Genomic DNA, 25,068 nt, shown 5'->3' on the forward strand with positions numbered 1-25,068 from the left:
TCGCGCCCCTGAAGCGAGCCGCCGTGGCATGTCCGTACGCCGCAGCCGTATGACCCGACCGGGTTCATACACCCGCCGTACGTGACCGAGCCGAGCCGCGCACATACCTCTCCCGCGTCCGGGCACACCCACGCCCGCATCGCACTCGACAGTGACGGAAACCCCTGTGATCACCACGTCCGGCCTCACGAAGGTCTACCGCTCACGCGGTCGTGAAGTCACCGCCCTCGACGGCGTCGACCTGCACGTCCGCGAAGGCGAGGTGTACGGCGTCATCGGCCAGTCCGGCGCCGGCAAGTCCTCGCTCATCCGCTGCTTCAACCTCCTGGAACGCCCCACCGCCGGCACCGTGAGCGTCGACGGCCACGACCTCACCGCCCTGGCCGGGCGCGGACCCAGGGCCGGCCGGGAACTGCGCCGGGCCCGCAGCCGTATCGGCATGGTCTTCCAGCACTTCAACCTGCTGTCCTCCCGGACCGTCCAGGACAACGTCGAGCTACCGCTCGAAATCCTCGGTACGCCGGGCAGGGAACGGTCCCGCAAGGCGCTGGAGCTGCTCGACCTCGTCGGTCTCTCCGACAAGGCCAACGCCTACCCCGCCCAGCTCTCCGGCGGGCAGAAGCAGCGCGTCGGCATCGCCCGCGCCCTCGCCGGCGACCCCAAGGTGCTGCTCTCCGACGAGGCGACCAGCGCCCTCGACCCGGAGACGACGCGCTCCATCCTCCAGCTGCTGCGCGACCTGAACCGGCAGCTGGGGCTCACCGTGCTGCTCATCACCCACGAGATGGACGTCGTCAAGAGCATCTGCGACTCGGCCGCCCTCATGGAGAACGGGCGGATCGTCGAGTCCGGCACCGTCAGCGAGCTGCTCGCCACCCCCGGTTCCGAACTCGCCGCCGCGCTCTTCCCGGTCGGCGGCGACGCCTCCGGGGACGACCGCACGGTCATCGACGTCACCTTCCAGGGGGACGCGGCCACCAAGCCCGTCATCTCGCAGCTCTCGCGCACGTACAACATCGACATCTCGATCCTGGGCGCCGCGATGGACACCGTCGCGGGCAGGCAGGTCGGCCGGATGCGTATCGAACTGCCGGGCCGCTACGAGGAGAACGTCGTGCCGATCGGCTTCCTGCGCGAACAGGGCCTGCAACTCGACGTACTGGGCCAGGAGCCCCTGCTGCTGACGGACGGTGCCAAGTGACCTGGTCCGAAATGCAGCCCCTGCTGGAGCAGGCGTGTTGGGACACCCTCTACATGGTCGGCTGGTCCACGCTGATCGCCGTCGTCGGCGGACTTCCGCTCGGCATCCTGCTGGTCCTGACCGACCGTGGCGGACTCCTCCAGAACGTCCTCGCCAACAAGGTGATCGGGCAGGTCGTGAACGTCGCCCGCTCGATGCCGTTCATCATCCTGATGGTCGCGCTGATGGGCTTCACCAGGACGATCACCGGGACGACGATCGGCCGCGAGGCCGCCATCGTGCCGCTCGCCATCGGTGCGATCCCGTTCTTCGCCCGCCTCGTCGAGACGGCTGTCCGCGAAGTGGACCACGGGCTCGTCGAGGCCGTGCAGGCCATGGGTGGCAACACCTGGACCGTCGTCCGCAGGGTCCTCGTACCGGAGTCGCTGCCCTCGCTGATCTCCTCGGCCACGACGACCGTCGTCGCCCTCATCGGCTACTCCGCGATGGCCGGCACGGTCGGCGCGGGCGGCCTCGGCGACATCGCCATCCGGTACGGGTACCAGCGCTTCGAGACCGGCCTGATGTGGATCACCGTGGCGATCCTCGCGGTCGTCATCTCGGTCATCCAGTTCGCCGGCGACCACGCGGCCCGCAGGCTGCACAGGCGCGGCGGCGGTTCCGGTGCCGCACCGAAACTCCGGCTGCTCAAGGCCAGGCCGCCCAAGGCCGCCTGAGGCCGTCAGAGGCCGTCGAGCACCTCCCGTACCCGACTCCCACCCACCCGCAGATTTCCCCGTACCACCCATCACGGGGACAGCCACACCCATATGGAAAGGCACTTTTCGTGCGTACCGCCACAAAACTGACCACCGCCGTCCTCGCCGCCGGAGCCCTCACCCTGGGTCTCACCGGCTGCGGCTCGGACAAGGACGCCGCCTCCGACACCAGTGGCCCGCTGGTCGTCGGCGCGAGCACCGTCCCGCACGCCGAGATCCTCACCTTCCTCAAGGAGAACCTCGCGGCGAAGGCGGGACTCGACCTGGACGTCAAGGAGTTCAGCGACTACGCCACGCTGAACCCGGCGACCGAGGACGGCTCCGTGGACGCCAACTACTTCCAGAACCAGCCCTACCTCGACGAGTTCAACGAGAAGAACGGCACCGACATCGTGCCGGTCGTCACGGTGCACCTCGAGCCGCTCGGCCTCTACTCGAAGAAGCTGAAGTCGGCCGACGAGCTGAAGAGCGGCGCGACCATCGCCGTCCCGAACGACACGGTGAACGAGGCGCGGGCCCTCAAGCTTCTCGACGCCAACGGGATCATCACCCTCAAGGACGGCGTCGGCAACGACGCGACCCCCAAGGACATCGCCGAGAACCCCAAGAAGATCGAGTTCAAGGAGCTGGAGGCGGCCCAGACCCCGCGCTCCCTGGACGACGTCGACGCCGCCGTGATCAACGGCAACTACGCCCTCGAAGCCGACCTCTCGCCCGCGAAGGACGCCCTCGTCTCGGAGTCCCCGAAGGACAACCCGTACGGCAACTTCCTGGCCGTGAAGAAGGACAACGAGGCCGACCCCCGGGTCGAGAAGCTGGCGAAGCTGCTCACCTCCGCCGAGGTCAGGAAGTTCATCGAGGACAAGTACGAGGGCTCCGTGATCGCGTCCTTCTAGTTCCTTCTGCTTCCTTCCGGCCCTTCTGGACCCTTACCGACACGTACGGGGTCCACTCGCTCACCCCGAGTGGACCCCGTGATGCGGTTCAAGGCCCGGATGCTGCATGCTGGGCAGTTGAGCAGGCCGTGCGGGTTGAAGGTTCGCAGGTATTCGAAGGCTTTCGAAGGTTACGGAGCGGCGCATGACAAGCACCTTCCCCAACATCTCCATCAGTACGGAGCGGTTGGTACTGCGCCCTCTCGACGAGGACGACGTCCCCGCGCTGACCGAGATGATGAACGACGAACAGGTCGTCGCCTGGACCGACGTCCCCCGGCCCTTCACCGAGGACGCCGCCCGCACCTGGATCACCGAGTACGCGCCCGCCGAACGCACCGCAGGCCGCGGCCTCGACTTCGCCGTCACCGAGTTCCTCACCCAGCGCCTGGTCGGCGTCGTCCAGCTCTCCAGGACCAACTGGCACATCCGGTCCACCGAGCTGTCGTACATCACCGCCCCCTGGGCGCGCGGCGAGGGCTACGCCTCCGAGGCCGCACTCGCCACCTCCCAATGGGTGCTCGGCGACCAGAAGTTCGAGCGCGTCGAACTGCGCACGGCCGCCGACAACACCGCCTCCCAGCAGGTCGCCCAGAAGATCGGCTGCATCAGCGAGGGCGTCCTGCGGAGCGCCTGTATAGCGCACGTCCGCACCGAGGACGGCACCTGGACCGACCAGCGCACCGACTTCATCGTGTGGAGCCTGCTGCCCGAGGATCTCGAAGGCGCCGACGAGGAACTGGCCGACAACAGCGGTTTCACGTCGTACTCCGACTGGAACTGAACCGAGGGGGACATCGCCGGACGCTCCGGGCGCACCAGGTAGTCTCACGGAGCCCCCGTACCGGCCGACTCCGCACGGGATGTCCCCCAGTTCCACGACGACCCGCGCGCAGCGAACCCCCTGGAGACTGACGACGATGGCCGACCGGGTCACGGTGATCGGCTGGGACGGCTCGCCCCTGACCGCCACGGCACGCTCCGCCCTCGGCGCCGCCACACTGGTGGCCGGCGCGGCCCACCATCTGGCGCTCCCCGAAGTCCCCCCGGCCGCCGAACGCATCCGCCTCGGCAGCGTCGACCTCGCCGCCCGCCGCATCGCCGGCCACCGCGGCAGCGCGGTCGTCCTCGCCGACGGCGACCCCGGCTTCTTCGGTGTCGTACGCACCCTGCGCAACCCCGAGTTCGGCCTGGAGGTCGAAGTCGTCCCCGCCGTGTCCTCGGTGGCCACCGCGTTCGCCCGCGCCGGCATGCCCTGGGACGACGCCGAGGTCGTCGTCGCCCACCGCCGCACCCTGCGCCGCGCGGTGAACGTGTGCCGCGCCCACACCAAGGTCGCCGTCCTCACCTCACCCGGCGCCGGACCCTCTGAACTCGGCCTGCTCCTCGACGGGGTCCACCGCACGTTCGTCATCTGTGAGGAACTGGGCACCGAGCGCGAGCAGATCACGGTCCTCACCTCCGACAAGGCCGCCGACCGCATCTGGCGCAACCCGAACGTCGTCATCGTCATCGGCGGCCCGGCCGCGGCGGGCGGGGACGTCGGCTGGATCGCCGGCCGCGACCCGGCGGCGGGCCCTCGCGGCTGGGCCCTGCCCACCGAGGCGTACGGCACCTCCTCCTACGGCGGTCCGCTCGCGCTCGGCGAGGGCGAGACGGAGCTGCTGCGGGCCGCCCAACTCGCCCGCCTGGGACCGCGCGTGGGCGACCTCGTCTGGGACATCGGCTGCGGCAGCGGCGCCTTCGCCACCGACGCGGCCCGCAGCGGCGCGGCGGTCATCGCCGTCGACCGGAACGTGGAGGCCTGCGCCCGCACCGACTCCGCCGCCCGCCGCTTCGGTGTCCAGCTCCAGATCGTGCGCGGAGCGGCGCCGTACATCCTGGAGGACCTTCCCGAGCCCGATGTCGTCCGGGTCGGCGGCGGGGGAGTGGCGGTGGTCTCCGCGGTCGCCGACCGGCGCCCGCAGCGCATCGTGACGCACGCGGCGACCCGTGACGCGGCCGAACTCATCGGCCGCGACCTCACCGAGCACGGCTACCAGGTCGAGTGTGCCCTGCTCCAGTCCGTCGAACTCGACACCCGCGCCTGGACGGAGAAGGAACGGAGCGTCGCGTTCCTGCTCAGCGGAGTGCTCCCCGACCGTGCGCAATGAACCCGCAATGCCCCTGAATGCCGTCCCAGTGATCCTGTTGTCGTACCGCGCGCGGTAGGCTGACCGACCGTTGTACCGCATTCGGTGGCCTGGCACTTCGTAGGCCAATGTCCGGAAAGCACGCCCGTTTTGGGGTGAGTGTGGTACGGCGGAACCGGTAGGGCGCGCAACGTGGCGCAGTCCACAGCGGGCCGTGGCGGATCAAGCTGCCGCTACGGCGGAACGGCCGCGACAATGCCAGTTGACGGCGACAATGCCAGTTAGTGGCTTTGTCGTCTTTCTGGGACGGGTCGTTCGTGCCGCTGGGCACGCATGCTCGTTCTTCACTACGGGGCGATCGGTGAGCCGTTACGGGTGAGCTGGTCGTAGAAGCACTAACCGATGGGCGAGGGGTTCGCATGACCGACACCGGCCAGGTCCCGGCCGAGGGACTGCCGGAGAACGCAGGCATGGTGGAAGAGCCGGGCGTTCCCGCGCACGGTGCGTACACCTACCTCTCCGAGACCACCGCCGAGGACGAAGACCTCCTGCTGCTTCCGGGCGCCCAGAGCGCCTGGGGCAACGAGGTCGCTCCGCCGGTCCCGGCGCCCGTCGTCGAGACCGTGCACGAGCCCGGTCCGCACGAGACGGGTGGCCGCGACAGCGGCTCGGTCGACCTCACCGCCGTCCGCTTCCCGACCCCCGCTGCCCAGGCCGCCCAAGCCGCGCCGGTCACGCCCCGCCGTCCGCTGCACCTCGGCCCGCCGACCCCCGACGCGTCCGCGAGTCCGGTCCGTTCCCTCGCCGACCGAGGTCCGGCAGGAATGCCCGCACCGGCACACCGGCTCGCCACGGCGATCCCGGTCCCCGGTCCGGAGTACCTCGACGCAGCCCCCCAACTCGCGGAACAGGCCCCGCAGGGCGCGACTCCGTGGGGCGCCCAGACCCAGGCGCACACGGCGGTACAGACCGCGCCGGCCCCGCTGGTGAGCGAGCGGGCCCAGACTGCGGAAACGGTTGTTCCACTTCTGGCCGAGGTCCCGGCACCCGCGCCGGCGACCGAAGCCCCCGAGGCGACGGAGACCGGCCCGGCGGTCCAGGAGACCCCGGAGGGCATGTACGAGAACGAGTCGCCCGAGGCCGCCCACACACCGGAGAGCGCGGAGGACGCGTACGCCGGTCAGGGCGCCGAGGCTGCCGAGGTCGGCGAGGTCGTCCAGGTCGCAGGGGACGCCGACAACGCGTACGCGCCGGAGGCCGCGCAGGGTCCCGAGGGCGTGTACGTCCCCGAGGCACCGCAGGTTCCGGACACCCCCGCGGCGACTCCCGCCGTCGAGGCCACGGAGGGCGACGCAGCCTTCCCGGAGGCCCCGGTGACCCCCGACGCGGCGCAGGTTCCGCAGGAGACCGAGGGCGCGGTGACGCAGCCCGAGGTCGCCCAGGTCGTCGTAGCGGAGCCGGAACCCGCACTGGACGCGCAGGTTGCGCTGGAGGACGGCTCGGTCGCGCCGGACGCCCCCGTGGTGCCGGAAGCTCCGGTCACCCCCGAGGCCCACCAGGTGATGGCCCCGGAGTTCACCCCGCAGCCCGTCCCCGAGGCCGAGCCGCAGGCAGTGGCCCCCGGCGCCCTTGACGAGGCCCTCGGCGTCCCCGTGGGGGAGTTCGTGACCCCGCCGGCCGCCGAAGAGGCCCCCGTGACCGTGGTCCACTTCGCGGACCCGGCGTCCCAACTGGCGGACACCGCCGCCCAGGTGACCGAGGCCGGCCTACCCGCCGAACCCCAGCACGAGGCCGTACCGGCAGAAGCGCCCACCCCTGACGATGTCCCCGTGCTCGAGAACGCCGAAGCCCTCGTCGACGCCGCGCACACCCCTGACGATGCGCAGCCCCTCGTAGCCACAGAGGTACAGCCGCTCACGGCGGAAGCCGTGGTCGCACCGCCCGCCCCGAGCGACCAGGCACCCACTTCCGAGCCCACTCCTGCTCCCACGGTGACTCCGCCCCCCGCTCCGGAGCCCGCCGCCGCGGCCACGCTCATCCCTGCCTCCGCCCCCGAGCAACTGGCGGAGCCCGACGAGACGTCGATCCAGTTCGCGGAGCCGCAGGTGGCCGAACCACTCGACCAGTCACAGCCGCTGGTTCAGCCACTGGACCAGCAGGTGGTTGAACCAGTGGGCCAGCAGGTGGTTGAACCAGTGGGCCAGCAAGTGGCCGAGCCAGTGGGCCAGTTCGTCCCCGTGGAAGGCACCCTGCCGACCACCCCGCACCTGGCACCGACACCCCCGCACGCCTTCGTCCTCCCCCCGGAGGACGAACCCGTGCTCGCTCCCGTGCTCGCGATGGTGACCGCCCTCCAGACGCCGCAGCCGGTACAGCCCACCGCACCGGAGACTCCGGATCCCGCGGCACCGGCACCGGCCCCGGCCCCGGAAGCGGCGGAGGCACCCACCGAGCAGCCCGTCCCCGTCGCTCCGGTGTCCACGGTCCCCGCGCCCCGGGAGACGGACCCGACCCCCGACCCGGCGGCGGCGCTCCCGACCGAGGAGCCGGAGACCGACCCCGGCCCGGCCACCGACCCCGATGACGTACAGCTCGTAGAGTTCGTACAGCAAGCGGAGGACCTGGACACCAGGGCCGCCGACCAGGAAGAGAGCACGGCCGCAGTGGAAGACGTACGCGAGTCCACCGGCCCGGCCGCGCCCGGCTACGACGACGCCGAGCGCGAGGCCGTGCTCAAGGTGATGCGTGAGCGCCGGGACATCCGCAACGGTTTCCGCAGCGACCCGATCCCGCACGACGTTCTGCTGCGCATTCTGGAGGCGGCCCACACGGCGCCGTCCGTGGGTCACTCCCAGCCGTGGGACTTCGTCGTCATCCGTTCCGCCGAGACCCGCGGTGCGATGCACGAACTGGCCGCCCGTCAGCGCGAGGCGTACGCCAAGTCGCTTCCCAAGGGCCGCGCGAAGCAGTTCAAGGAACTGAAGATCGAGGCCATCCTCGACACGCCGGTGAACATCGTCGTGACCGCCGACCCGACCCGGGGCGGCCGGCACACTCTCGGCCGTCACACACAGCCGCAGATGGCCCCCTACTCCTCCGCGCTCGCGGTCGAGAACCTGTGGCTCGCGGCCCGCGCCGAGGGCATCGGCGTCGGCTGGGTCAGCTTCTTCGACGAGCGCGAGATGGTCCGGACGCTGGGCCTGCCCGAGCACCTGGAGGTCGTGGCCTACCTCTGCGTCGGCTACGTCGACGAGTTCCCGGAGGAGCCCGAGCTGCTGCAGGCGGGCTGGTCCAAGCGCCGCCCGCTGTCGTGGGTCGTGCACGAGGAGACCTACGGCCGTCGCGCGCTGCCCGGTGAGGAGCCGCACGACCTGCTCGCCGAGACCGTCGCCAACATCCGCCCGCTGGACGCCAAGGCGCTCGGCGAGGCGTGGGAGCGCCAGAAGCGCATGACGAAGCCGGCCGGCGCGCTCGGCATGCTGGAGATCATCTCGGCCCAGCTGTCCGGCCTGTCGCGCATGTGCCCGCCCCCGATCCCGGAACCGGCAGCGGTCGCGATCTTCGCGGGCGACCACGGAGTGCACGCCCAGGGCGTCACCCCTTGGCCGCAGGAGGTGACCGCCCAGATGGTCGCCAACTTCCTCGGCGGCGGCGCCGTCTGCAACGCCTTCGCCAGCCAGGTGGGCGCCGAGGTCTGCGTGATCGACGTGGGTGTCGCCTCGGACCTGCCCGCCACCCCCGGTCTCCTGCCGCGCAAGATCCGCGCGGGTACGTCGGACATGACGACCGGCCCCGCGATGACCCGCGAGGAGGCCAAGGCGGCCATCGAGGTCGGCATCGAGACGGCCCGCGACCTGGTGGCGGCCGGCAACAAGGCCCTGCTCACGGGTGAGATGGGCATCGCCAACACCACGGCGTCGGCGGCCCTGATCTCGGTGTTCACGGACACGGACCCCTCCGAGGTCACGGGCCGGGGCACGGGCATCAACGACGAGACCCTCGCCCGCAAGACCGAGGTCGTCCGCCGCGCGATCGACCTCCACCAGCCGGACCCGGCCGACCCGATCGGCGTCCTGGCGGCGATCGGCGGCTTCGAACACGCGGCCATGGTCGGCCTCCTCCTCGGCGGCGCCTCCCTCCGTACGCCGGTGATCCTGGACGGCGTCAGCGCCGGCGCCGCCGCTCTGGTGGCCCGCGCGATCGCCCCCGAGGTCCTGGCCGCCTGCATCGCGGGTCACCGCAGCGCGGAACCCGGCCATGTGGCGGCCCTGAACAAGCTGGGCCTGCGTCCCCTGGTCGACCTGGACCTCCGCCTGGGCGAGGGCACGGGCGCGCTACTGGCTCTCCCGATGGTCCAGAGCACGGCGAGGGCGATGCACGAGGTCGCGACGTTCGACTCGGCGGGAGTAACGGAGAAGTAGGCCCCCTTTTGGGCGAGGCTTGGCTGTGGGCAGGCGTTCCGCAGGGCGGAACGGGTGGGCACAGCCACAAACGAACCGCACGTACGGGGGTCCGGGGGCAGAGCCCCCGCCTTCGGGAAGGGGCGGGCTTGGGGAAGAGAAACCCCCGACCCGAGCCCCCACCCCACCCGCACCGTAAAATGCGCACGTCAGGGGCCACTCGCCATACATCCGCACAGGCTCCGATCAGAACCACCGCACAAGGGAGCCGCACCCCCATGGCAGAACACCCCGCCTACCCCGTAGGCCTCCGCCTCACCGGCCGCCGAGTGGTGGTCCTGGGCGCAGGCCAGGTGGCCCAGCGCCGCCTCCCCGCGCTCATCGCGGCGGGCGCCGACATCCTCCTCGTATCGCCGGAGGCAACCCCCTCCGTAGAGGCGATGGCGGACGCGGGCGAACTCACCTGGGAGCGCCGCCCCTACGCCGACGGCGACCTGGCGGACGCCTGGTACGCCCTGATCGCGACCAGCGACACCCAGGCCAACGCCCACGCCTCCGCCGAAGCCGAACGCCACCGCGTCTGGTGCGTCCGCTCCGACGACGCCGACGCGGCGACCGCCTGGACCCCGGCCACCGGCCACAGCGAGGGCGTCACGGTCGCCGTCCTCACCACGGACGCGAAGGGCCGCGATCCCCGCCACACGGCCGCCATCCGTGACGCGGTCGTCGAGGGCCTGCGCGACGGCACACTCGTCGCGCCCCACCACCGCACCCGCGCCCCTGGCGTCGCCCTGGTCGGCGGCGGTCCCGGCGACCCGGACCTGATCACGGTCAGGGGCCGCCGACTGCTCGCCGAGGCGGACGTCGTCATCGCGGACCGCCTCGGCCCGCGCGACCTCCTCGCCGAACTGCCCCCGCACGTCGAGGTGATCGACGCCGCGAAGATCCCGTACGGCCGTTTCATGGCCCAGGAGGCCATCAACAACGCGCTGATCGAACACGCGAAGCAGGGCAAGAGGGTCGTGCGGCTGAAGGGCGGCGACCCCTACGTCTACGGCCGGGGCATGGAGGAGGTCCAGGCGCTGGCCGAGGCCGGCATCGCCTGCACGGTCGTCCCCGGCATCTCCAGCTCGATCTCCGTCCCGGGCGCGGCCGGCATCCCGGTCACACACCGCGGGGTCGCCCACGAGTTCACCGTGGTCAGCGGCCATGTCGCCCCCGACGACGAACGCTCCCTCGTCGACTGGCCGTCCCTCGCCAAGCTCACCGGCACCCTCGTCGTCCTCATGGGCGTCGACAAGATCGGCCGGATCGCGGAGACCCTGGTCGCGCACGGCAAGTCCCCGGACACGCCGGTCGCCCTGGTCCAGGAGGGCACGACAGCGGCCCAGCGCCGTGTCGACGCGACGCTGGCGACAGTCGCCGAGGCGGTCCGTACGCAGGAGGTGAAGCCCCCCGCGGTGATCGTGATCGGCGCGGTGGTGAACGTAGGCCCGGAGGCAGTTCCGGGAGAGTCGGTGTAACCCCCGGTAACCCAATCCGTTCCCAGCCGTTGGCACCGCACCCAGGACAAGGCAGTATCACCCCTGTGGCCGATCTCATCACCGTCGAGGACCCCGACGACCCACGCCTGCACGACTACACGGGCCTGACCGACGTCGAACTGCGCCGCAAACGCGAGCCCGCGGAGGGCCTTTTCATCGCCGAGGGCGAGAAGGTCATCAGACGGGCCAAGGACGCCGGTTACGAGATGCGCTCGATGCTCCTGTCCGCCAAGTGGGTCGACGTCATGCGCGACGTCATCGACGAACTCCCGGCCCCGGTCTACGCGGTGAGCCCGGATCTCGCCGAACGCGTAACGGGCTACCACGTGCACCGCGGCGCCCTCGCCTCCATGCAGCGCAAACCGCTCCCCACAGCCGACGAACTCCTGCAGACCGCGCGCCGGGTGGTGGTCATGGAGTCGGTCAACGACCACACCAACATCGGCGCGATCTTCCGCAGCGCCGCCGCCCTGGGCATGGACGCGGTCCTGCTCTCCCCGGACTGCGCGGACCCCCTGTACCGACGGAGCGTCAAGGTCTCGATGGGCGCGGTCTTCTCCGTCCCGTACGCCCGTCTGGACACGTGGCCCAAGAGCCTGGACTCCGTCCGCGAGGCCGGCTTCACGCTGCTGGCCCTCACTCCCGACGAGAAGGCCAAGACTCTCGACGAGACCGCCCCGCACAAGATGGACCGCGTCGCCCTGATGCTCGGCGCGGAGGGCGACGGCCTCTCCACCCAGGCCCTGGTGGCCGCCGACGAATGGGTCCGCATCCCGATGGCCCACGGCGTCGACTCCCTCAACGTGGGCGCGGCAGCGGCGGTCGCCTTCTACGCGGTGGCGACGGGCCGCCCTCGACCCTGAGGCGGCGAGCCCGCGCGGTGACACATCCCTGAGGTGACGCGCCCCTCAGTGGCGCGGGGAACTGCGCGACCAGCCACGACAGACCCGCAGTCGACGCACCGGCGTTCCAGCGGGGTCGCCTAGTCCGAGTTCGACTGGGACAGGCCGGGTGCCAACGGCCCATCGCCACGGGGCCTGTTGTCAGACTGCTCCTTCCGCTGCTCCCGCCCGCTTCCACCGCTGTCGACCCCGAGCCCACGGCTGGGCCCCTGACACCCCTGGGCCGCCGCGATCCCGAGCGCCACCAGCAGCGTCACCACGACGAACACGAACAGCCGCTGCCGCAGCAGCCGCGGATTGGCGGGCCGCCGCCCGGTCCCCGTGCCGCGCGGCGCCGGACGCCCGGTCCCACTGCGCGGGCCGGAACGGTTCCCGGAGCGGGTCGTGTTCCGCGAGGCGGGCACCGGCCGCGCCCCGGAACGGGACGAGGCGGCACCACCGCGTGAGCCCCCGCCGCCCCGCGACGGACTGTCCTCGCGCGCGGCACCGCCACCACCCCGCGACGGCGCCCCCGAGGAAGGCCCCTGCGAACGCCGCTGGGGCTGGGACGGGGACGGAGGCTGCGAGTGGGGCTGGGTCTGGGAGTGATACGGGGGCCGCTGGTCCGGATAGCTCTCGGTGAGCCGCCCCGTCGGCCGCTCCGCCTCGGCGGCACGCGGCGCGGGCGGCCGTGCGTCCGCCATGCCCTGTGCCTCGCGCGCCGCGATCTCCTTGAGCCGCAGCGACAGCTGGAGCGTGCTGGGCCGCTCCTCCGGATCCTTGGACAGACACGCCCGTACGAGAGGTGCCAGCGCGTCCGGAACACCCTGAAGGTGGGCCTCCTCGTGCACCACCCGGTACAGCATCACCTCGGAACTGCCGTGCCCGAAGGGCGAGTCGGCCATCGAGGCGTACGCGAGTGTGGCGCCGAGGGAGAACACGTCGGTGGCCGGCGTGACAGCTGCCCCGCGCACCTGTTCGGGCGCCAGGAAGCCGGGTGAGCCGACCGCCGTACCGACGTGCGTGAGCGTCGAGGCCCCCGTCGCCCAGGCGATGCCGAAGTCGATGATCCGCGGCCCCTTCGGGGACAGCAGGATGTTGGACGGCTTGAGGTCCCGGTGCACGACACCGGCCTCGTGCACGGCGACCAGCCCCTCGGCGAGGGCGGCGCCGATGGAGGCGACGTCGGCCGCGCTGAGCGATCCCTCGTCCATGACCTTGTCGTGCAGGGAGGGCCCGGGCACGTACTGCGTGGCGAACCACGGCCGGTCCGCGTCCAGATCCGCGGCGACGAGCCGCGCCGTGCACCCACCCCTGATCCGCCGGGCCGCCGAGACCTCGCGCGCGAACCGCGACCGGAACTCCTGATCCTCCGCCAGATCCGGCCGGATCACCTTCAGCGCGACCCGCTGCCCCCGCTTGTCGGAGCCCAGGTAGACAACGCCCATCCCGCCCGCGCCGAGCCGTCTGTGAAGCCTGAACGAGCCGACGACGCGCGGGTCCTCGCGCCTCAGGCGCATCATCGCCATGTTCATCCCCGCTGCCCGGTCCGTTTGACGAGCGACAGCTTACGTTTACGCGGCCGGGTGCGCGCAGAGGCCGCGCCCTCTCGTCCCGACGGATTGTCAGTGCCGGGTGGGAGACTTGAGGGGTGGTCAGGGAGCGCGCGAACAGGGCGGCTTGACGGAGCGTGTGATCCCAACCACCCGACGCAGAAGGGGGATTGAACCCGTGAAGGGTGATCGCGTGGAGATAGTCGTGGATGCCGGGGACACGACACGTACCTATGAGGTGGTGGCGAGCAGGGCGGGCCGCCGGGTGGAGACAGCGGTGCGCCGAGGCGTGGTGGAAGTGAGCGAAGTCACCCGAAGCGGATCCGTGGTGCGCACGGCCCGCTTCATGGCGAACCGTGTCCTGGCACTGGTCGAACAGCCGGTGCCGAGGGAGGACAGCTCGGAACAGTAGGGACACACCGGGCACCCCTTCCGGGAAGACCCTGAGACCTAGGACCTCATCTCCACCCAGGGGAGTACTCCGCAGGTCACAGGTCATCCTCCGGGAGGCCCGGCAATCGGTACGAGGGCATGACGACCCGTTCGCGCCGAGAGCCTAGATTTGAGGTCAAGCGGCGGGTGCAGCACTCGTCCCCCGAGGTCAGCCACCCGCCGCTTGCCAACCAACAAGAGAACGGTCAGGAGAGGGACCATGGCCCACACGGCATCGCGGACGGCGCTCCGCACACAGGGACGCAAGGCGTACGTCGCCGCGTTCCGCCCGCGCCGACAGGGCCAGCGCCACCCGCTGGTGGCAACAGCAATGGTCCTTCCCCTGGCAGCCCTGCTCGTAGTCGTCTTCGGAGGCTGGGAAGCAGTGGTCACACAGGCGTCGTCCGTGGGAGTGATGCTGGGGCGCTGAGCGGCGACCTCAGGCCCGGAAGAGCGGTCCGGGCGGGGACATCCACCCATGAAACCCCGTGGGGACGGGGGTGCGGCGGACGGCAAAAATGCCCGCGCAGCTGGGGAGCTGCGCGGGCATTGCTTTGCCCTTTTTCAGCCCAGGCCCAGGCATCCCAGCCCGTCCGGCGTTTGAGGACGAGGCCGTCCAGGCCGAAGCGGGGTCTGGGGCGGCAGCCCCAGCGGGGTCGAAGGGGCGGAGCCCCTGGGGATGGGACGGGTAGGGGCGGCGGGGGCGAAACACCTCACCGCAACCGGCCCCGTACCCTCGCGACCAGACCGACCCGCGCTTCAGGGAGCCCCGTGACCGCCACCCCCTTGCTCTCAGCCCTCACCACCCGAGCCAAGGCCAGAGCCCACTCCCGCGCCCAACCCTGCCCCTGCGGCGCAGCCACCCTCACCGACCGCCCCGACGGCACCGTCGTCCGCCACGCCGACACCGTCGCGAAGGCCCACGCCCCGGACACCACCCCCGCCGAACTCACCGCCCGCCTCTCCGCCGCCGCCCACCTCCCCGACGTACTCCTGCCCCCGCTCAGCCCGACGCCAGTCGACCTGCACGGCAGACTCGTGACGTTCTGGCCGTACGGCGACCCGGTCGACCCGGCGGACCCGGACGCGGCTCCCTGGGAGGACGCGGCCACCCTCCTCGCCCGCCTCCACCTGACCCCCGCCCCGCCCGGCCTGCCCCCCATGCGCGGCCCGGCGAAGGCGGCCCACGCGATCGCCCGCCTCCGGGCCGCCACCCCGCAGCCGGGCACCGAGCCCGTCCTGCACGCCTGGGCGGCCCTGCCGGCCTGGGCCCGGGCCGAGGCCCCGATGCAGGACCTCCCCGGCGAACCGAAGCGCACAACCCTCTGCCACGGCGACCTCCACCTCGGCCAGCTGGTACGCCACCCCGCCCCGGACGGCCCCTGGCTGCTCATCGACGTGGACGACCTCGGCGTCGGTGACCCCACCTGGGACCTGGCCCGGCCGGCCGCCTGGTACGCCTGCGGACTGCTCCCGCCCGACGAGTGGACCCGCTTCCTGACCGCCTACCGTGCGGCGGGCGGCCCGGCCGTACCCGCCGACGGCGACCCCTGGCCCGCCCTGGACATCGCCGCCCGTGCCCTCACCGTGCAGACCGCGGCCCTGGCGATCGTCAAGACGACGGTGGCTGACCGCCCGCTGGACGACGTACAGCAGGCCGTTGTCGACGCATGTGCCCGAATGGGTTCCGTACCGCCCGAGTTGGCACACGAACACGCGAAGTAGGGTGCAACCGACCGGAGCCGGACAGAGTCTGTGCCGGTGAGACGCGAACCGGATCAAGAAGCAGTACTGACGGCAGGGAGTTGAGCCGAGCATGCAGTGTCCGAAGTGCCATGCGCCGATGCACACGTACAACCGCAACGGAGTCCAGATCGAGCAGTGCAGCAACTGCCGGGGGATCTTCCTCGACTACGGCGAGCTGGAGGCGCTGACCCGCGTGGAGGCCCAGTGGTCGGGCCCCGCCGCGCCGCCGCCCCCGGCCCCACAGGCCTACCCGGCCGCTCCCGCACCCGCCTGGGGCGCCCCGCACGGCGGCCACCAAGGCGGACACGGAGGCCATGGCGGTCACTATGGCAACAAGCGCCAAAAGGGCTTCGGCCACATGCTTTTCTCCAGCTGATCCGCCTGATCCGCCTGAGCTGATAACGACGAAGCCCCCGGTCGACATGAGCGTCGGCCGGGGGCTTCGGTGTGTGGACGATACTGGGATTGAACCAGTGACCTCTTCCGTGTCAGGGAAGCGCTCTCCCGCTGAGCTAATCGTCCTCGGGAACACGACCCGAGAGCCGTGACTACTGCGTGCGCGATACTGGGATTGAACCAGTGACCTCTTCCGTGTCAGGGAAGCGCTCTCCCGCTGAGCTAATCGCGCGGAGACCCTTGCGGATCAAGTCCTTGCGGACCAGTGGACGATACTGGGATTGAACCAGTGACCTCTTCCGTGTCAGGGAAGCGCTCTCCCGCTGAGCTAATCGTCCTTGGAGGTGGAGACGGGATTTGAACCCGTGTAGACGGCTTTGCAGGCCGTTGCCTCGCCTCTCGGCCACTCCACCAGGAGTGCGGGGGTTCGGGAAGATCCCCCTCTTCCAACGAGCGGACGACCAGGTTCGAACTGGCGACCTCAACCTTGGCAAGGTTGCGCTCTACCAACTGAGCTACGTCCGCATGTCGTTTCGGTACGCTCTCGCGTCCCGGCGACGAGTTGAACTCTAGCGGATTCCGGGGCCAGCACAAAAACGCGTTTGTGCAGCGTGCTGCGCTGTGTCTGCTCGAAGACATGGTCAGGGCACCCGCAGGACACCCGCCATAGACTCGGCGGTGTGTCCGATCTCGCTCCGCTCGCCCGCTTCGGCGGCCTCGTCGCCACCGGTCTCCTCGATGTCACCAGCGACCCCGCCGCCCTGGACTCCACCGGTTTCTGGGCCGTGAGCGCGGACTACGAGGGCCGCCTGACCTGCGCCCGCTTCCGGGACGTACGAGAGGAACCGGTGGCCGCGCCGAGGCCGGGGCCGGGGGAGTGGCGGGGGCCGGCCGTCGGTGACTGGACGTCGTCCCTCGACCGCGCCGCGTACACCGCGGGGGTACGCCGGATCCGCGCGCACATCGCGGCGGGCGAGGTCTATCAGGCGAACCTCTGCCGGGTGCTGTCCGCGCCTGTCGCACCCGGTGCCGACGTGGACGCGCTGACCGCGCTGCTCGCGCAGGGCAACCCGGCACCATATGCAGGAACGATTCGCCTGCCCGCGCACGGCATCGAGATCGCCACCGCCTCCCCCGAACTCTTCCTCCGCCGCGTCGGCCGGACCGTCGAATCCGGTCCGATCAAGGGCACCGGCCGTACCGAGGCGGACCTCCTGGAGAAGGACTACGCCGAGAACGTGATGATCGTGGACCTCGTCCGCAACGACATCGGGCGCGTCTGCGCGACGGGCACGGTGACCGTCCCCGAACTGTGCGTCGTCGAGAAGCACCCAGGGCTGGTCCACCTCGTGTCGACGGTACGGGGCGAGCTGCGCCCGCACACCGGCTGGCCGGAGCTGCTGGCCGCGGCCTTCCCGCCCGGCTCGGTCACCGGCGCGCCCAAGTCGAGCGCCCTGCGGATCATCGACTCCCTGGAGACGGCTCCCCGCGGCCCGTACTGCGGCGGCATCGGCTGGGTCGACGCGGACCGGGGAACCGGCGAACTGGCGGTCGGCATCCGCACGTTCTGGATCGACCGGGCGGCGGGACTGCTGCGCTTCGGCACGGGAGCGGGCATCACCTGGGGTTCGGACCCGGAGGCGGAGTGGCGGGAGACCGAGCTGAAGGCGTCCCGGCTGCTCGCGGTAGCGTCGGGAGCGTACGAGGCGAGCGGAAGTGGAGAGGAGCCGTTGACGAGCTGTGCCCACCCGGGGGACATGGCAGTCGGCAGCGGTTCCGGCGCAGACAGGCCTCCCGGCCGAAACGACATGTCGATCGACACATCCGGCACATTCCAGCGAGGTAAAGACCAGTGAAGCTCTGGCTCGACGGCGGACTACAGGACATCGAGACCGCCCGTGTCTCCGTGTTCGACCACGGGCTGACCGTGGGCGACGGCATCTTCGAGACGGTGAAGGCTGTCGAGGGGCGGCCGTTCGCCCTCACCCGGCACCTGGACCGGCTGACCCGCTCGGCCCGCGGCCTCGGCCTGCCGGCCCCGGACCTCGACGAGATCCGGCGTGCCTGTACGGCCGTACTCGACGCCAACCCGATGCCGCTGGGCCGCCTGCGCATCACGTACACCGGCGGCCACGGCCCCCTCGGCTCCGACCGCGGTGAGCACGGTCCGACCCTGGTCGTCGCCCTCGGCGCATCCGCCCGGCGCCCCGACACGACCGCCGTGATCACGGTCCCCTGGACCCGCAACGAACGCGGCGCCGTCACCGGCCTGAAGACCACCTCGTACGCCGAGAACGTCGTCGCCCTCGCCAGGGCGCGTGAACAGGGGGCGTCCGAGGCGCTGTTCGGCAACACGGTCGGCCAACTGTGCGAGGGCACCGGGTCGAACGTCTTCGTCGTCCTGGACGGCGAGATCCACACTCCGCCGCTGGCCTCCGGCTGCCTCGCGGGCATCACGCGCGCGCTCGCCGTCGAGTGGACGGGCGCCAGGGAGACCGACCTGCCGCTGGACGTCCTGGAACGCGCGGACGAGATCTTCCTGACGTCCACCCTGAGGGACGTACAGGCAGTGCACCGTGTCGGCGGGCGCCAACTCCCGGACGCACCGGGTCCGGTGACGGCCAAGGCGATGCGCGTCTTCGACGAGCGGGCCGGGGACGACCTCGATCCCTGATCGGGGGCAAGATCAAGGAAAGCCGGGTATATCAGGCTGACGCAGGCCTCCTCAGCGGGTAGAACAGCCCTGATGACCACCACCCTGCGGCCGACCGAGCCGCTGCAGCGCGAGGCCGACGGGGCGCGTTCACGCCGGTACCAGGTGTGCGTGAACAGCCGTCCCGTGGGCGCGATACATCTCGGCACCGACCCCGTCTTCGGGGACTCGGTGGCGAAGATCCTGGACCTGCGCATCGACGAACGCGACCGTCGGCGCGGCCGGGCCACGGTGGCCGCGCTCGCCGCGGAGGAGGTGGCGCGCGGCTGGGGCTGCCGGCGCATCGAGGCGGCCGTTCCGGGCGACCCGCCGGCGGCGCTGCGGCTCGCGACCGCACTCGGCTATGTGCTGCGCAACCGCCGGATGGACAAGGCCCTCGGTGCCACCCCGCCCGAACTGCCCGCCGGAAGCCGTGGCCGGCCCATGACAGAGGCCGAGTTCGTGGTGTGGGAGGCGGCGGGCCGGCTGAGCTACGCGGAGAGCTGGATCGAGCGGGGTGTGCCGGCGGCGGAGGCACACGCCAAGGCGAAACAGGACCACGAGCGAATGCTGTCGCAGGGCGTGGCGAGCGAGGGCATGACGCTCAGCGTCCTGGAACACCAGGGCACTCGCGTCGGCACCCTGTGGCTGGGCTCCCGCGAGGGCCGGGCCTTCGTCTACAAGGTCGAGACCGATGAGGGACACCGGGGCAGGGGCCATGGCCGCGCCCTCATGCTCCTGGCGGAGGCGCAGGTGATCGCGGCCGGCCGATCCGCGATCTCCCTGAACGTCTTCGCGGGCAACACCCCGGCGGAACGGCTCTACGAGTCGTTGGGGTACGAGACGGTGACCCACCACATGTACAAGGACCTGCTGTAGACCGACGGTCGAGGGCCGATTCGCCGAGCCGTGGGCGTCAGGCCTCCTGCCCGGCCAGCAGCCGGTCCACGATCTCCTCGATCCGTTCCCGCAGCCCCTCCTGGCTCTTGCCGCCGTCGAGGCGTTCACCGGCGATGACGTACGTCGGCGTGCCGGTCACGCCGATGGCCTTGCCCTCGGCCTGGTCGGCGTCGACGATCAGGATGTGCCGGCCGTCGATCAGCGCGGTGTCGAACTCCTCGGCGTCCAGGCCGAGTTCGCCGGCCACCTCGACCAGCAAGGGTTCACCCCTACGGTCCAGCTCCTCGACCCGGCCGAGCACGGCCTCGACGTACGGCCATGCCAGCCCCTGCTCCGCCGCCTCCTCAGCGGCCTGCGCGGCGGCGAAGGCGTGCTTGTGCCGCTCCAGCGGGAAATGCCGCAGCCGCAGCTCCAGCCGGTCGCCGTAGCGGGCACGCAGAGCGCGTACGTCGTCCAGGGCGCTGCGGCAGTCCGAGCACTGGAGCTCGCACCAGACATCGAGGACGGGCGCGGAGGCCGGGGCGGGAACGTCGGCGGGCACGGGGGAGGAGTCGTTCATGGGCACCAGTTTCCCAGCCGTGGCCCGGGCTCCCAACCGGGACGTACGTGGGGACCGGGACCTGTGGAGGAGACGACCCGGAGATGTCCCTGATGTCGGGCCGGAGCATGGCATCCCGGGCACCGGGCGGTGCAGGATGGAGGGGACGAAGCGCACCCGCGCGACCGAACCCAGCCTGGAGGACCGGATGATTGCCGAGACCGTCTGTTCCGCCGTCTCCGCGGCCGGCCTGGGCATCGCGGTGGTCACGGTGTACCGCAAGCGTTTTCTCGCGGCTGCCCGTATCACCGCGTACTCGCTGCTTCCCGTCGGCCTGGTGATGACCGGGGTGGTCGGATGGCTGGCCGACACCGCCTTCAGTCCCACCGCCTGGGCGGGCTTCGGCGTGCTCGGCGGCGCGTGGCTGCTCTTCACCACCACGCGCGCGGTGGAGCGGCGAAGCGGCGGCAGCCGCAAGGAACGTAAGGCCGCACAGACCGCGCAGCGCGAGGCGGTGGCTCCGGCAGCCTCGGCGCCCTCGCTGGGACAGGGGCGGGGAAAGGTCTCCCGCCCGGCGGCCCAGCCCGCGGCCAAGCCGCGCAGCGGTGGGGCCGGGGACGACTTCAGCGACATCGAGGCGATCCTGAAGAAGCACGGCATATGACCGTGCACGGCGTATGACGGCGTACGACAGCTGACGTACTGAAACGACACAAACGGCCGGTAGGCGGCGGAGGTCGCTCGGAAGCGATCATGACTCGGCGCGGACATTACGGAATCTGGCGAACTACCGCGCATTCCGGGCGTGTTGATCGCGTCGAGGGTGTCGGCTGAGTCATCATCGCGGCGAGATGCTGGACACAACACAGAGCGAGGCCGCGCAGCCGCAGGACGAGCCGCGCGGGTGCCTTTTCGCCCTTTCCCAGCCACCGCTGATGATCTTCCTTGCGGTGATCGGGTGTCTGCTGCTCATGGCTTCGTTGCATGATCTGCTGTTGCTGTGAGCTGTACACGCCAGTCCCCGGCGCCACCCGCCGGGGACTGCGTCAGCACCGGGCCCTACCGCCTGTCAGCCCGCCGACTCCTTGCGGCGCGCCCGGTAGGCCGCCACATGGAGCCGGTTTCCGCAGGTACGGCTGTCGCAGTACCGCCGGGACCGGTTGCGGGAGACGTCGACGAAGGCGTGCCGGCAGTCCGGGGCCTCGCAGCGCCGCAGTCGTTCCTGCTCGCCGGCGACCACGAAGAACGCGAGGGCCATCCCGCAGTCGGCGGCGAGGTGGTCGGCGATGGACGCACCGGGGGCGAAGTAGTGCACGTGCCAGTCGTAGCCGTCGTGGTCGGTGAGCCGGGGTGTGGTGCCCGCAGCGGCGACCAGCTCGTTGATGAGCGCGGCGGCGGTCCGGGCGTCCGAAGCCGCGAAGACCCCGGCGAACCGCCCACGGATCCTGCGCACGGCGGCGAGATCGAACTCCGACAGTACGCCGACATCGCTTATGTCGTGCTTTCGTACGAAATCTCCGAGAGCCGCGACGTCGGACAGTCCGTCCGTCGTGTCGTCCTCCGGCGCGGTGTTCACCAGATCGACCACGGCGTCGAGGGCGCACCGGGTGTCGTGGGTGATCAGCACGTTGCTCTCCCTGGCCTGCCTGGGCGGTCTGCGGGCACCCGCCCGCCGATGCTGGCCGATGGTAGTGGCTCAGAGCGACAGAGGTGGGCGCAGACCTTCGCGGGGTCGGGCCGGGAGGGGCAGGTGTCGGACTCGGCGGGCCGGCGCGCGGGAACTCGCCCCGGCGGGTTCCCCGCCGGCCCCGAAGGACATGCGAACGCACCGTCGCCGCCCCGCGGAGATCCCGCGGGGCGGCGACGGTGTGCCATATGAGGTTGTCCGGACCCGAGCCGTCTCCCCGAGTAGACGGCGCCGGGCGGCTCTGTGAGTGCCTCGTCCTAGCTCTCCGCCAGGATGTGGGACAGCTCCTGGTCGAGGTCGAAGTGGCGGTGTTCCGTGCCGGGTGGCACAGCGGCGTCCGTTCGCTTCAGGAAGGACTCCAGGGCTCGTGCGGGGGCTTCGAGCAGGGCCTCGCCCTCCGGGGAACTCAGGGCGATGCAGACAACGCCCTGACCGTGGCTCCGGGACGGCCAGACTCGGACGTCACCGGTGCCGGTGGGCCGGTGGAGGCCCTCCGCGAGCAGGTCGCGGGCGAACACCCACTCGACGGTTTCCTCGGCTCCGGTGTGGAAGGTGGCGTGCACGGCGTAGGGATCGGCCGTGTCATACCGCAGTCCTGCGGGAACGGGCAGTGAGGACTCGCTCGACACAACGAGGCGCAGGTGCAGCTCGCAGCTGACCGTGGTGTTCATAAGCGCCAAGGCCTTTCGCTCAGTGTGCGCTCGGGGATTCGCACGTCGGCGAAATCGACATGCCACCTACGGTGCCGTTGTAAACCCCTCTGAGGGTTTTGCGTGCCTTTACGTAACTCTTCCGGCCGAGGACCTGTTCGTCACCTTCGACCATTCCGGTGACCGGTTTCGATCCGGTAGGGTTTGGCCGTATGAATACGGGGAGTGACAAGCTGGGCGAGGTAGCCGTGGCACCAGATGAGACCGGGCCCAGTGAGGCGCCGGGTGAGCGGGAGCTCGGGTCGAGAGCGCCGGAATTCATCAAAGCGCGCCGCATGCTGCACATGAGCTGGCAGGTCGGCGTATTCGTCGTCGGCCTTGCGGTGGTGGGTGCCGGCGTGGTCATGCTGCCGCTGCCCGGACCGGGCTGGCTGGTGATCTTCGGCGGTATGGCGATCTGGGCGACCGAGTTCGTCTGGGCCCAGCTGGTACTGCGCTGGACGAAGCACAAGGTCACCGTGGCGGCACAACGTGCACTCGACCCCAAGGTTCGCCGCCGCAACATCATCCTGACGACGATCGGCCTCGTGATCATTTCGGTTCTCGTCGGGATCTACGTATGGAAGTTCGGGCTCGCAATGCCCTGGAAGATCAAGGACCAGTGATCCGGGGCGTGGCCGAGGCACCCCCTGACATGGGGTAATGTTCTCCCTGCGTCCGGGCGATTAGCTCAGTGGGAGAGCGCTTCGTTCACACCGAAGAGGTCACTGGTTCGAACCCAGTATCGCCCACCGGATCGAGTACGGCCCGTGTCCACGGAAATGTGGACACGGGCCGCATTTGTTGTTCGGCGACACCTGTCGAACCCCGCCGTGTGACGCCTGCGCCCCCCTGGCCGACTCGGCCAAGGGCATCCCTTGGGCTCTCCTGCGCCCTCCTTGGGGTCGCGTCGCGCGGCCCGGTGGGACCCCCCGAGCCCTCCGGTGGACGCGCTCCCGTTCCCGTCCGCCCCGATGTCGAGGCTCTTCGGCCGCCTGCTCCCGCCGCCGTCAACTGCCCACCCGGTAGGCGCATTTCGGCCTTCCCGCAAATCGGCGCCGACGGCCCGGCGGTGTTCGACCGGCCGACCCTGGCCCTCTCACCTGCGACATCAACTCCCCTTGCCGGGGCGCGAGTCGACTCGGACGTCACTCCCGCCCAGCCCGCTCACAGAAAATTCCTGTCCGAATCATTGACGCACTCCGAGCCCCTCCGTAGCTTGTGCCAGCAAGCGCTTACTTGAAACGATTCACGCAGGCGCCAACGACGTCGCGGGGAGGGCCCCACTGTGCCTAAGAACGGGAATGTTGAGAGACGAACGATCCTCAGGGCGGCCGGCGCCTCGGCGGCCGCACTGAGTCTGGCGGCGACGACCGGATGCGGTGGCGGCGACAGCGGTTCCGGGGACGGGACGGTGACACTCCGTTATGCGTGGTGGGGTGGCGAACCGCGCACCATCGCCATCAAGAAGTCGATCGCGCTCTTCGAGAAGAAGTACCCGAAGATCAAGATCAAGCCGGAATTCACGGACTACGCGTCGTTCTGGGAGAAGTTCCAGACGCAGGCCTCTGGTGGAAATCCGCCGGACGTTTTCCAGAATGCGGTCGGCTTTCTCCGCAAGTACGACAAGCGCGGCGTTCTGATGGATCTCAAGGCGCAGGCGGACGCAGGGAATCTGGACCTGGAGAACTTCCGCAACGGTGTTCTGGCGAACGGTCAGGTCGACGGAAAGCAGATCGGCATACCCGTGGGCGCCAACACCATGGCGCTCGTCATCGACGTCAAGGCCTTCGAGAAGGCGGGCGTGGAGGCGAAGTTCGGCTGGACGTGGGACGAGTACTTCGCCGCGCTGCAGAAGATCCAGGACAAGCTGAAGATCTCCGGTGACACCGGTTACTTCGGCATCATGTACCTCTACGACCTGTACCTGCGCCAGAACGGCAAGGCCTTCTTCACCGACACCGATCTCGGTTTCACCGAGGACGATCTGACGCAGTGGTGGGAGGACGGCTACAAGCGGGTGAAGTCCGGGCTCGTCGCCGACCCCAAGAAGATCGAGCAGGTCCAGCCCAAGTCCGGTCTGTCGGCGGGGCTCGCCGCGTCCGAATTCACCTGGGACAACTTCTCCATCCGATACGCGGGTGAGGGGGACTCCGAGTACGGGCTCGCGCCGATCCCCACCACGGACGGCAAGGACACCGGCCAGTACCTCGGTTCGCTGATGATGAGTGCCTTCTCCGGGACCAAGCACCCCAAGGAAGTCGCCCAGTTCATCAGCTTCATGGTCCATGACCCCGAGGTCGGCAAGATCATGGGCTACGACCGCGGCATCCTCGCCACCACCGAGCAGTTCGACGCGTTCAAGCCGACCGACCCCAACAACAAGGGCGTCGCGGCCTACGAGGACGAGGTCGCCAAGGCCGGCGTGCTCGGGAAGATCACCCCGCACCCGTCCGGCGCGGACATCGTCGAGTCGGCCTTCCTGCGCATCGGCGGTGAGGTCGCCCAGGGCAAGACCAAGCCGGCCGACGCCGCGAAGGCGCTGTTCAGTGAGGCCAAGGCCGCGTTCGCGGGCTAAGGGGAA

The 25,068-nt window shown here is 70.5% G+C and carries 23 protein-coding genes and 6 tRNA genes; 20 read left to right on the top strand and 9 right to left on the bottom strand.

Translation table 11 applies throughout. From position 1 onward, the window contains the following. Window positions 1-166 precede the first annotated feature (166 nt). The 8 genes from ACH4TV_RS19050 (at window position 167) to ACH4TV_RS19085 (ending at window position 11,833) form a co-directional block, all read left to right on the top strand. Window positions 167-1,201: a methionine ABC transporter ATP-binding protein gene (locus ACH4TV_RS19050; protein WP_398399451.1), complete on the top strand. Its 1,035-nt coding sequence runs from the start codon at window positions 167-169 to the stop codon at window positions 1,199-1,201. Further along, a complete protein-coding gene (locus tag ACH4TV_RS19055; RefSeq protein ID WP_398399453.1) occupies window positions 1,198-1,917 on the top strand; it encodes a methionine ABC transporter permease in 720 nt (239 codons plus the stop codon). The genes ACH4TV_RS19050 and ACH4TV_RS19055 overlap by 4 nt, the downstream gene beginning before the upstream one ends. Before the next feature lie 110 nt (window positions 1,918-2,027). Beyond that, a complete protein-coding gene (locus ACH4TV_RS19060) occupies window positions 2,028-2,855 on the top strand; it encodes a MetQ/NlpA family ABC transporter substrate-binding protein (RefSeq protein ID WP_398399455.1) in 828 nt (275 codons plus the stop codon). Window positions 2,856-3,039: 184 nt separating this feature from the next. Beyond that, complete coding sequence (locus ACH4TV_RS19065; protein ID WP_398399457.1) at window positions 3,040-3,678, top strand: GNAT family N-acetyltransferase; 639 nt, start codon at window positions 3,040-3,042, stop codon at window positions 3,676-3,678. 136 nt (window positions 3,679-3,814) lie between these two features. Beyond that, window positions 3,815-5,047, top strand: a complete 1,233-nt coding sequence (cbiE, locus tag ACH4TV_RS19070) for a precorrin-6y C5,15-methyltransferase (decarboxylating) subunit CbiE (RefSeq protein WP_398399459.1) — start codon at window positions 3,815-3,817, stop codon at window positions 5,045-5,047. Window positions 5,048-5,445: 398 nt separating this feature from the next. Continuing rightward, the gene (gene cobT, locus ACH4TV_RS19075) at window positions 5,446-9,447 is read left to right on the top strand and encodes a nicotinate-nucleotide--dimethylbenzimidazole phosphoribosyltransferase (protein WP_398399460.1); all 4,002 of its coding nucleotides are present in this window, start codon (window positions 5,446-5,448) and stop codon (window positions 9,445-9,447) included. A 257-nt stretch (window positions 9,448-9,704) separates the two neighbouring features. Further along, entirely contained in the window at window positions 9,705-10,949 is a 1,245-nt protein-coding gene (gene cobA, locus ACH4TV_RS19080) for a uroporphyrinogen-III C-methyltransferase (protein WP_398399462.1), read from the top strand. Window positions 10,950-11,014: 65 nt separating this feature from the next. Next, the gene (locus tag ACH4TV_RS19085; protein ID WP_398399464.1) at window positions 11,015-11,833 is read left to right on the top strand and encodes a TrmH family RNA methyltransferase; all 819 of its coding nucleotides are present in this window, start codon (window positions 11,015-11,017) and stop codon (window positions 11,831-11,833) included. A 119-nt stretch (window positions 11,834-11,952) separates the two neighbouring features. On the opposite strand, the gene ACH4TV_RS19090 is transcribed toward ACH4TV_RS19085, so the two are convergent. Continuing rightward, window positions 11,953-13,386, bottom strand: coding sequence for a serine/threonine-protein kinase (locus tag ACH4TV_RS19090; RefSeq protein ID WP_398399466.1), 1,434 nt, complete (start codon window positions 13,384-13,386; stop codon window positions 11,953-11,955). A 196-nt stretch (window positions 13,387-13,582) separates the two neighbouring features. On the opposite strand from ACH4TV_RS19090, the gene ACH4TV_RS19095 reads away from it, so the two are divergent. The 4 genes from ACH4TV_RS19095 to ACH4TV_RS19110 all read left to right on the top strand — a co-directional run bounded on the left by ACH4TV_RS19095 (window position 13,583) and on the right by ACH4TV_RS19110 (window position 15,958). Then, the gene (locus ACH4TV_RS19095; protein WP_385169527.1) at window positions 13,583-13,816 is read left to right on the top strand and encodes a hypothetical protein; all 234 of its coding nucleotides are present in this window, start codon (window positions 13,583-13,585) and stop codon (window positions 13,814-13,816) included. Window positions 13,817-14,056: 240 nt separating this feature from the next. After that, window positions 14,057-14,266: a hypothetical protein gene (locus tag ACH4TV_RS19100; RefSeq protein ID WP_053740242.1), complete on the top strand. Its 210-nt coding sequence runs from the start codon at window positions 14,057-14,059 to the stop codon at window positions 14,264-14,266. Between the two features lie 341 nt (window positions 14,267-14,607). Then, a complete protein-coding gene (locus ACH4TV_RS19105) occupies window positions 14,608-15,561 on the top strand; it encodes a phosphotransferase family protein (protein WP_398399469.1) in 954 nt (317 codons plus the stop codon). A 91-nt stretch (window positions 15,562-15,652) separates the two neighbouring features. Further along, window positions 15,653-15,958 (top strand): zf-TFIIB domain-containing protein, encoded by a 306-nt coding sequence (locus ACH4TV_RS19110; protein ID WP_398399471.1) that lies wholly within the window; start codon window positions 15,653-15,655, stop codon window positions 15,956-15,958. Between the two features lie 74 nt (window positions 15,959-16,032). On the opposite strand, the gene ACH4TV_RS19115 is transcribed toward ACH4TV_RS19110, so the two are convergent. The 5 genes from ACH4TV_RS19115 to ACH4TV_RS19135 form a co-directional block, all read right to left on the bottom strand. Then, window positions 16,033-16,104, bottom strand: a tRNA-Val gene (locus ACH4TV_RS19115). Between the two features lie 34 nt (window positions 16,105-16,138). Continuing rightward, window positions 16,139-16,210 (bottom strand) — tRNA-Val (locus tag ACH4TV_RS19120). A 34-nt stretch (window positions 16,211-16,244) separates the two neighbouring features. Further along, a tRNA-Val gene (locus tag ACH4TV_RS19125) sits at window positions 16,245-16,316 on the bottom strand. Between the two features lies 1 nt (window position 16,317). After that, window positions 16,318-16,391: transfer RNA gene (locus ACH4TV_RS19130), tRNA-Cys, on the bottom strand. Between the two features lie 39 nt (window positions 16,392-16,430). Next, window positions 16,431-16,503: transfer RNA gene (locus ACH4TV_RS19135), tRNA-Gly, on the bottom strand. Between the two features lie 155 nt (window positions 16,504-16,658). On the opposite strand from ACH4TV_RS19135, the gene ACH4TV_RS19140 reads away from it, so the two are divergent. From ACH4TV_RS19140 to ACH4TV_RS19150, 3 genes are all read left to right on the top strand, one after another. Further along, window positions 16,659-17,834, top strand: a complete 1,176-nt coding sequence (locus ACH4TV_RS19140; protein WP_398399472.1) for a chorismate-binding protein — start codon at window positions 16,659-16,661, stop codon at window positions 17,832-17,834. Next, window positions 17,831-18,652 carry an aminotransferase class IV gene (locus ACH4TV_RS19145; RefSeq protein ID WP_398399474.1) on the top strand — a complete coding sequence of 274 codons (822 nt, stop codon included), beginning with the start codon at window positions 17,831-17,833 and terminating at the stop codon, window positions 18,650-18,652. The genes ACH4TV_RS19140 and ACH4TV_RS19145 overlap by 4 nt, the downstream gene beginning before the upstream one ends. A gap of 72 nt (window positions 18,653-18,724) precedes the next feature. Continuing rightward, a complete protein-coding gene (locus ACH4TV_RS19150) occupies window positions 18,725-19,549 on the top strand; it encodes a GNAT family N-acetyltransferase (protein WP_398399476.1) in 825 nt (274 codons plus the stop codon). A gap of 37 nt (window positions 19,550-19,586) precedes the next feature. On the opposite strand, the gene ACH4TV_RS19155 is transcribed toward ACH4TV_RS19150, so the two are convergent. Continuing rightward, complete coding sequence (locus ACH4TV_RS19155; RefSeq protein WP_398399478.1) at window positions 19,587-20,129, bottom strand: DsbA family protein; 543 nt, start codon at window positions 20,127-20,129, stop codon at window positions 19,587-19,589. Between the two features lie 136 nt (window positions 20,130-20,265). Here ACH4TV_RS19155 and ACH4TV_RS19160 point away from each other — a divergent pair, with 136 nt between their 5' ends. Both ACH4TV_RS19160 and ACH4TV_RS19165 read left to right on the top strand, forming a co-directional pair. After that, window positions 20,266-20,772 (top strand): hypothetical protein, encoded by a 507-nt coding sequence (locus tag ACH4TV_RS19160; RefSeq protein WP_398399479.1) that lies wholly within the window; start codon window positions 20,266-20,268, stop codon window positions 20,770-20,772. A 187-nt stretch (window positions 20,773-20,959) separates the two neighbouring features. Next, complete coding sequence (locus tag ACH4TV_RS19165) at window positions 20,960-21,112, top strand: hypothetical protein (RefSeq protein WP_398399481.1); 153 nt, start codon at window positions 20,960-20,962, stop codon at window positions 21,110-21,112. A 65-nt stretch (window positions 21,113-21,177) separates the two neighbouring features. Here ACH4TV_RS19165 and ACH4TV_RS19170 read toward each other — a convergent pair whose 3' ends face one another. Together ACH4TV_RS19170 and ACH4TV_RS19175 are read right to left on the bottom strand one after the other, a co-directional pair. After that, the gene (locus ACH4TV_RS19170) at window positions 21,178-21,735 is read right to left on the bottom strand and encodes a CGNR zinc finger domain-containing protein (protein WP_398399483.1); all 558 of its coding nucleotides are present in this window, start codon (window positions 21,733-21,735) and stop codon (window positions 21,178-21,180) included. A 317-nt stretch (window positions 21,736-22,052) separates the two neighbouring features. Continuing rightward, complete coding sequence (locus ACH4TV_RS19175) at window positions 22,053-22,466, bottom strand: SsgA family sporulation/cell division regulator (protein WP_004002642.1); 414 nt, start codon at window positions 22,464-22,466, stop codon at window positions 22,053-22,055. Between the two features lie 191 nt (window positions 22,467-22,657). Between ACH4TV_RS19175 and ACH4TV_RS19180 the strand changes: the two genes are divergently transcribed. The 3 genes from ACH4TV_RS19180 to ACH4TV_RS19190 all read left to right on the top strand — a co-directional run bounded on the left by ACH4TV_RS19180 (window position 22,658) and on the right by ACH4TV_RS19190 (window position 25,062). After that, a complete protein-coding gene (locus ACH4TV_RS19180; RefSeq protein ID WP_398399768.1) occupies window positions 22,658-23,110 on the top strand; it encodes a TIGR02611 family protein in 453 nt (150 codons plus the stop codon). A gap of 54 nt (window positions 23,111-23,164) precedes the next feature. Continuing rightward, window positions 23,165-23,236, top strand: a tRNA-Val gene (locus ACH4TV_RS19185). A gap of 536 nt (window positions 23,237-23,772) precedes the next feature. Then, the gene (locus tag ACH4TV_RS19190; protein WP_398399485.1) at window positions 23,773-25,062 is read left to right on the top strand and encodes an ABC transporter substrate-binding protein; all 1,290 of its coding nucleotides are present in this window, start codon (window positions 23,773-23,775) and stop codon (window positions 25,060-25,062) included. Window positions 25,063-25,068 lie beyond the last annotated feature (6 nt).

The sequence above is a fragment of the Streptomyces sp. NPDC020898 genome (assembly GCF_044333925.1).
Lineage (GTDB): Bacteria > Actinomycetota > Actinomycetes > Streptomycetales > Streptomycetaceae > Streptomyces.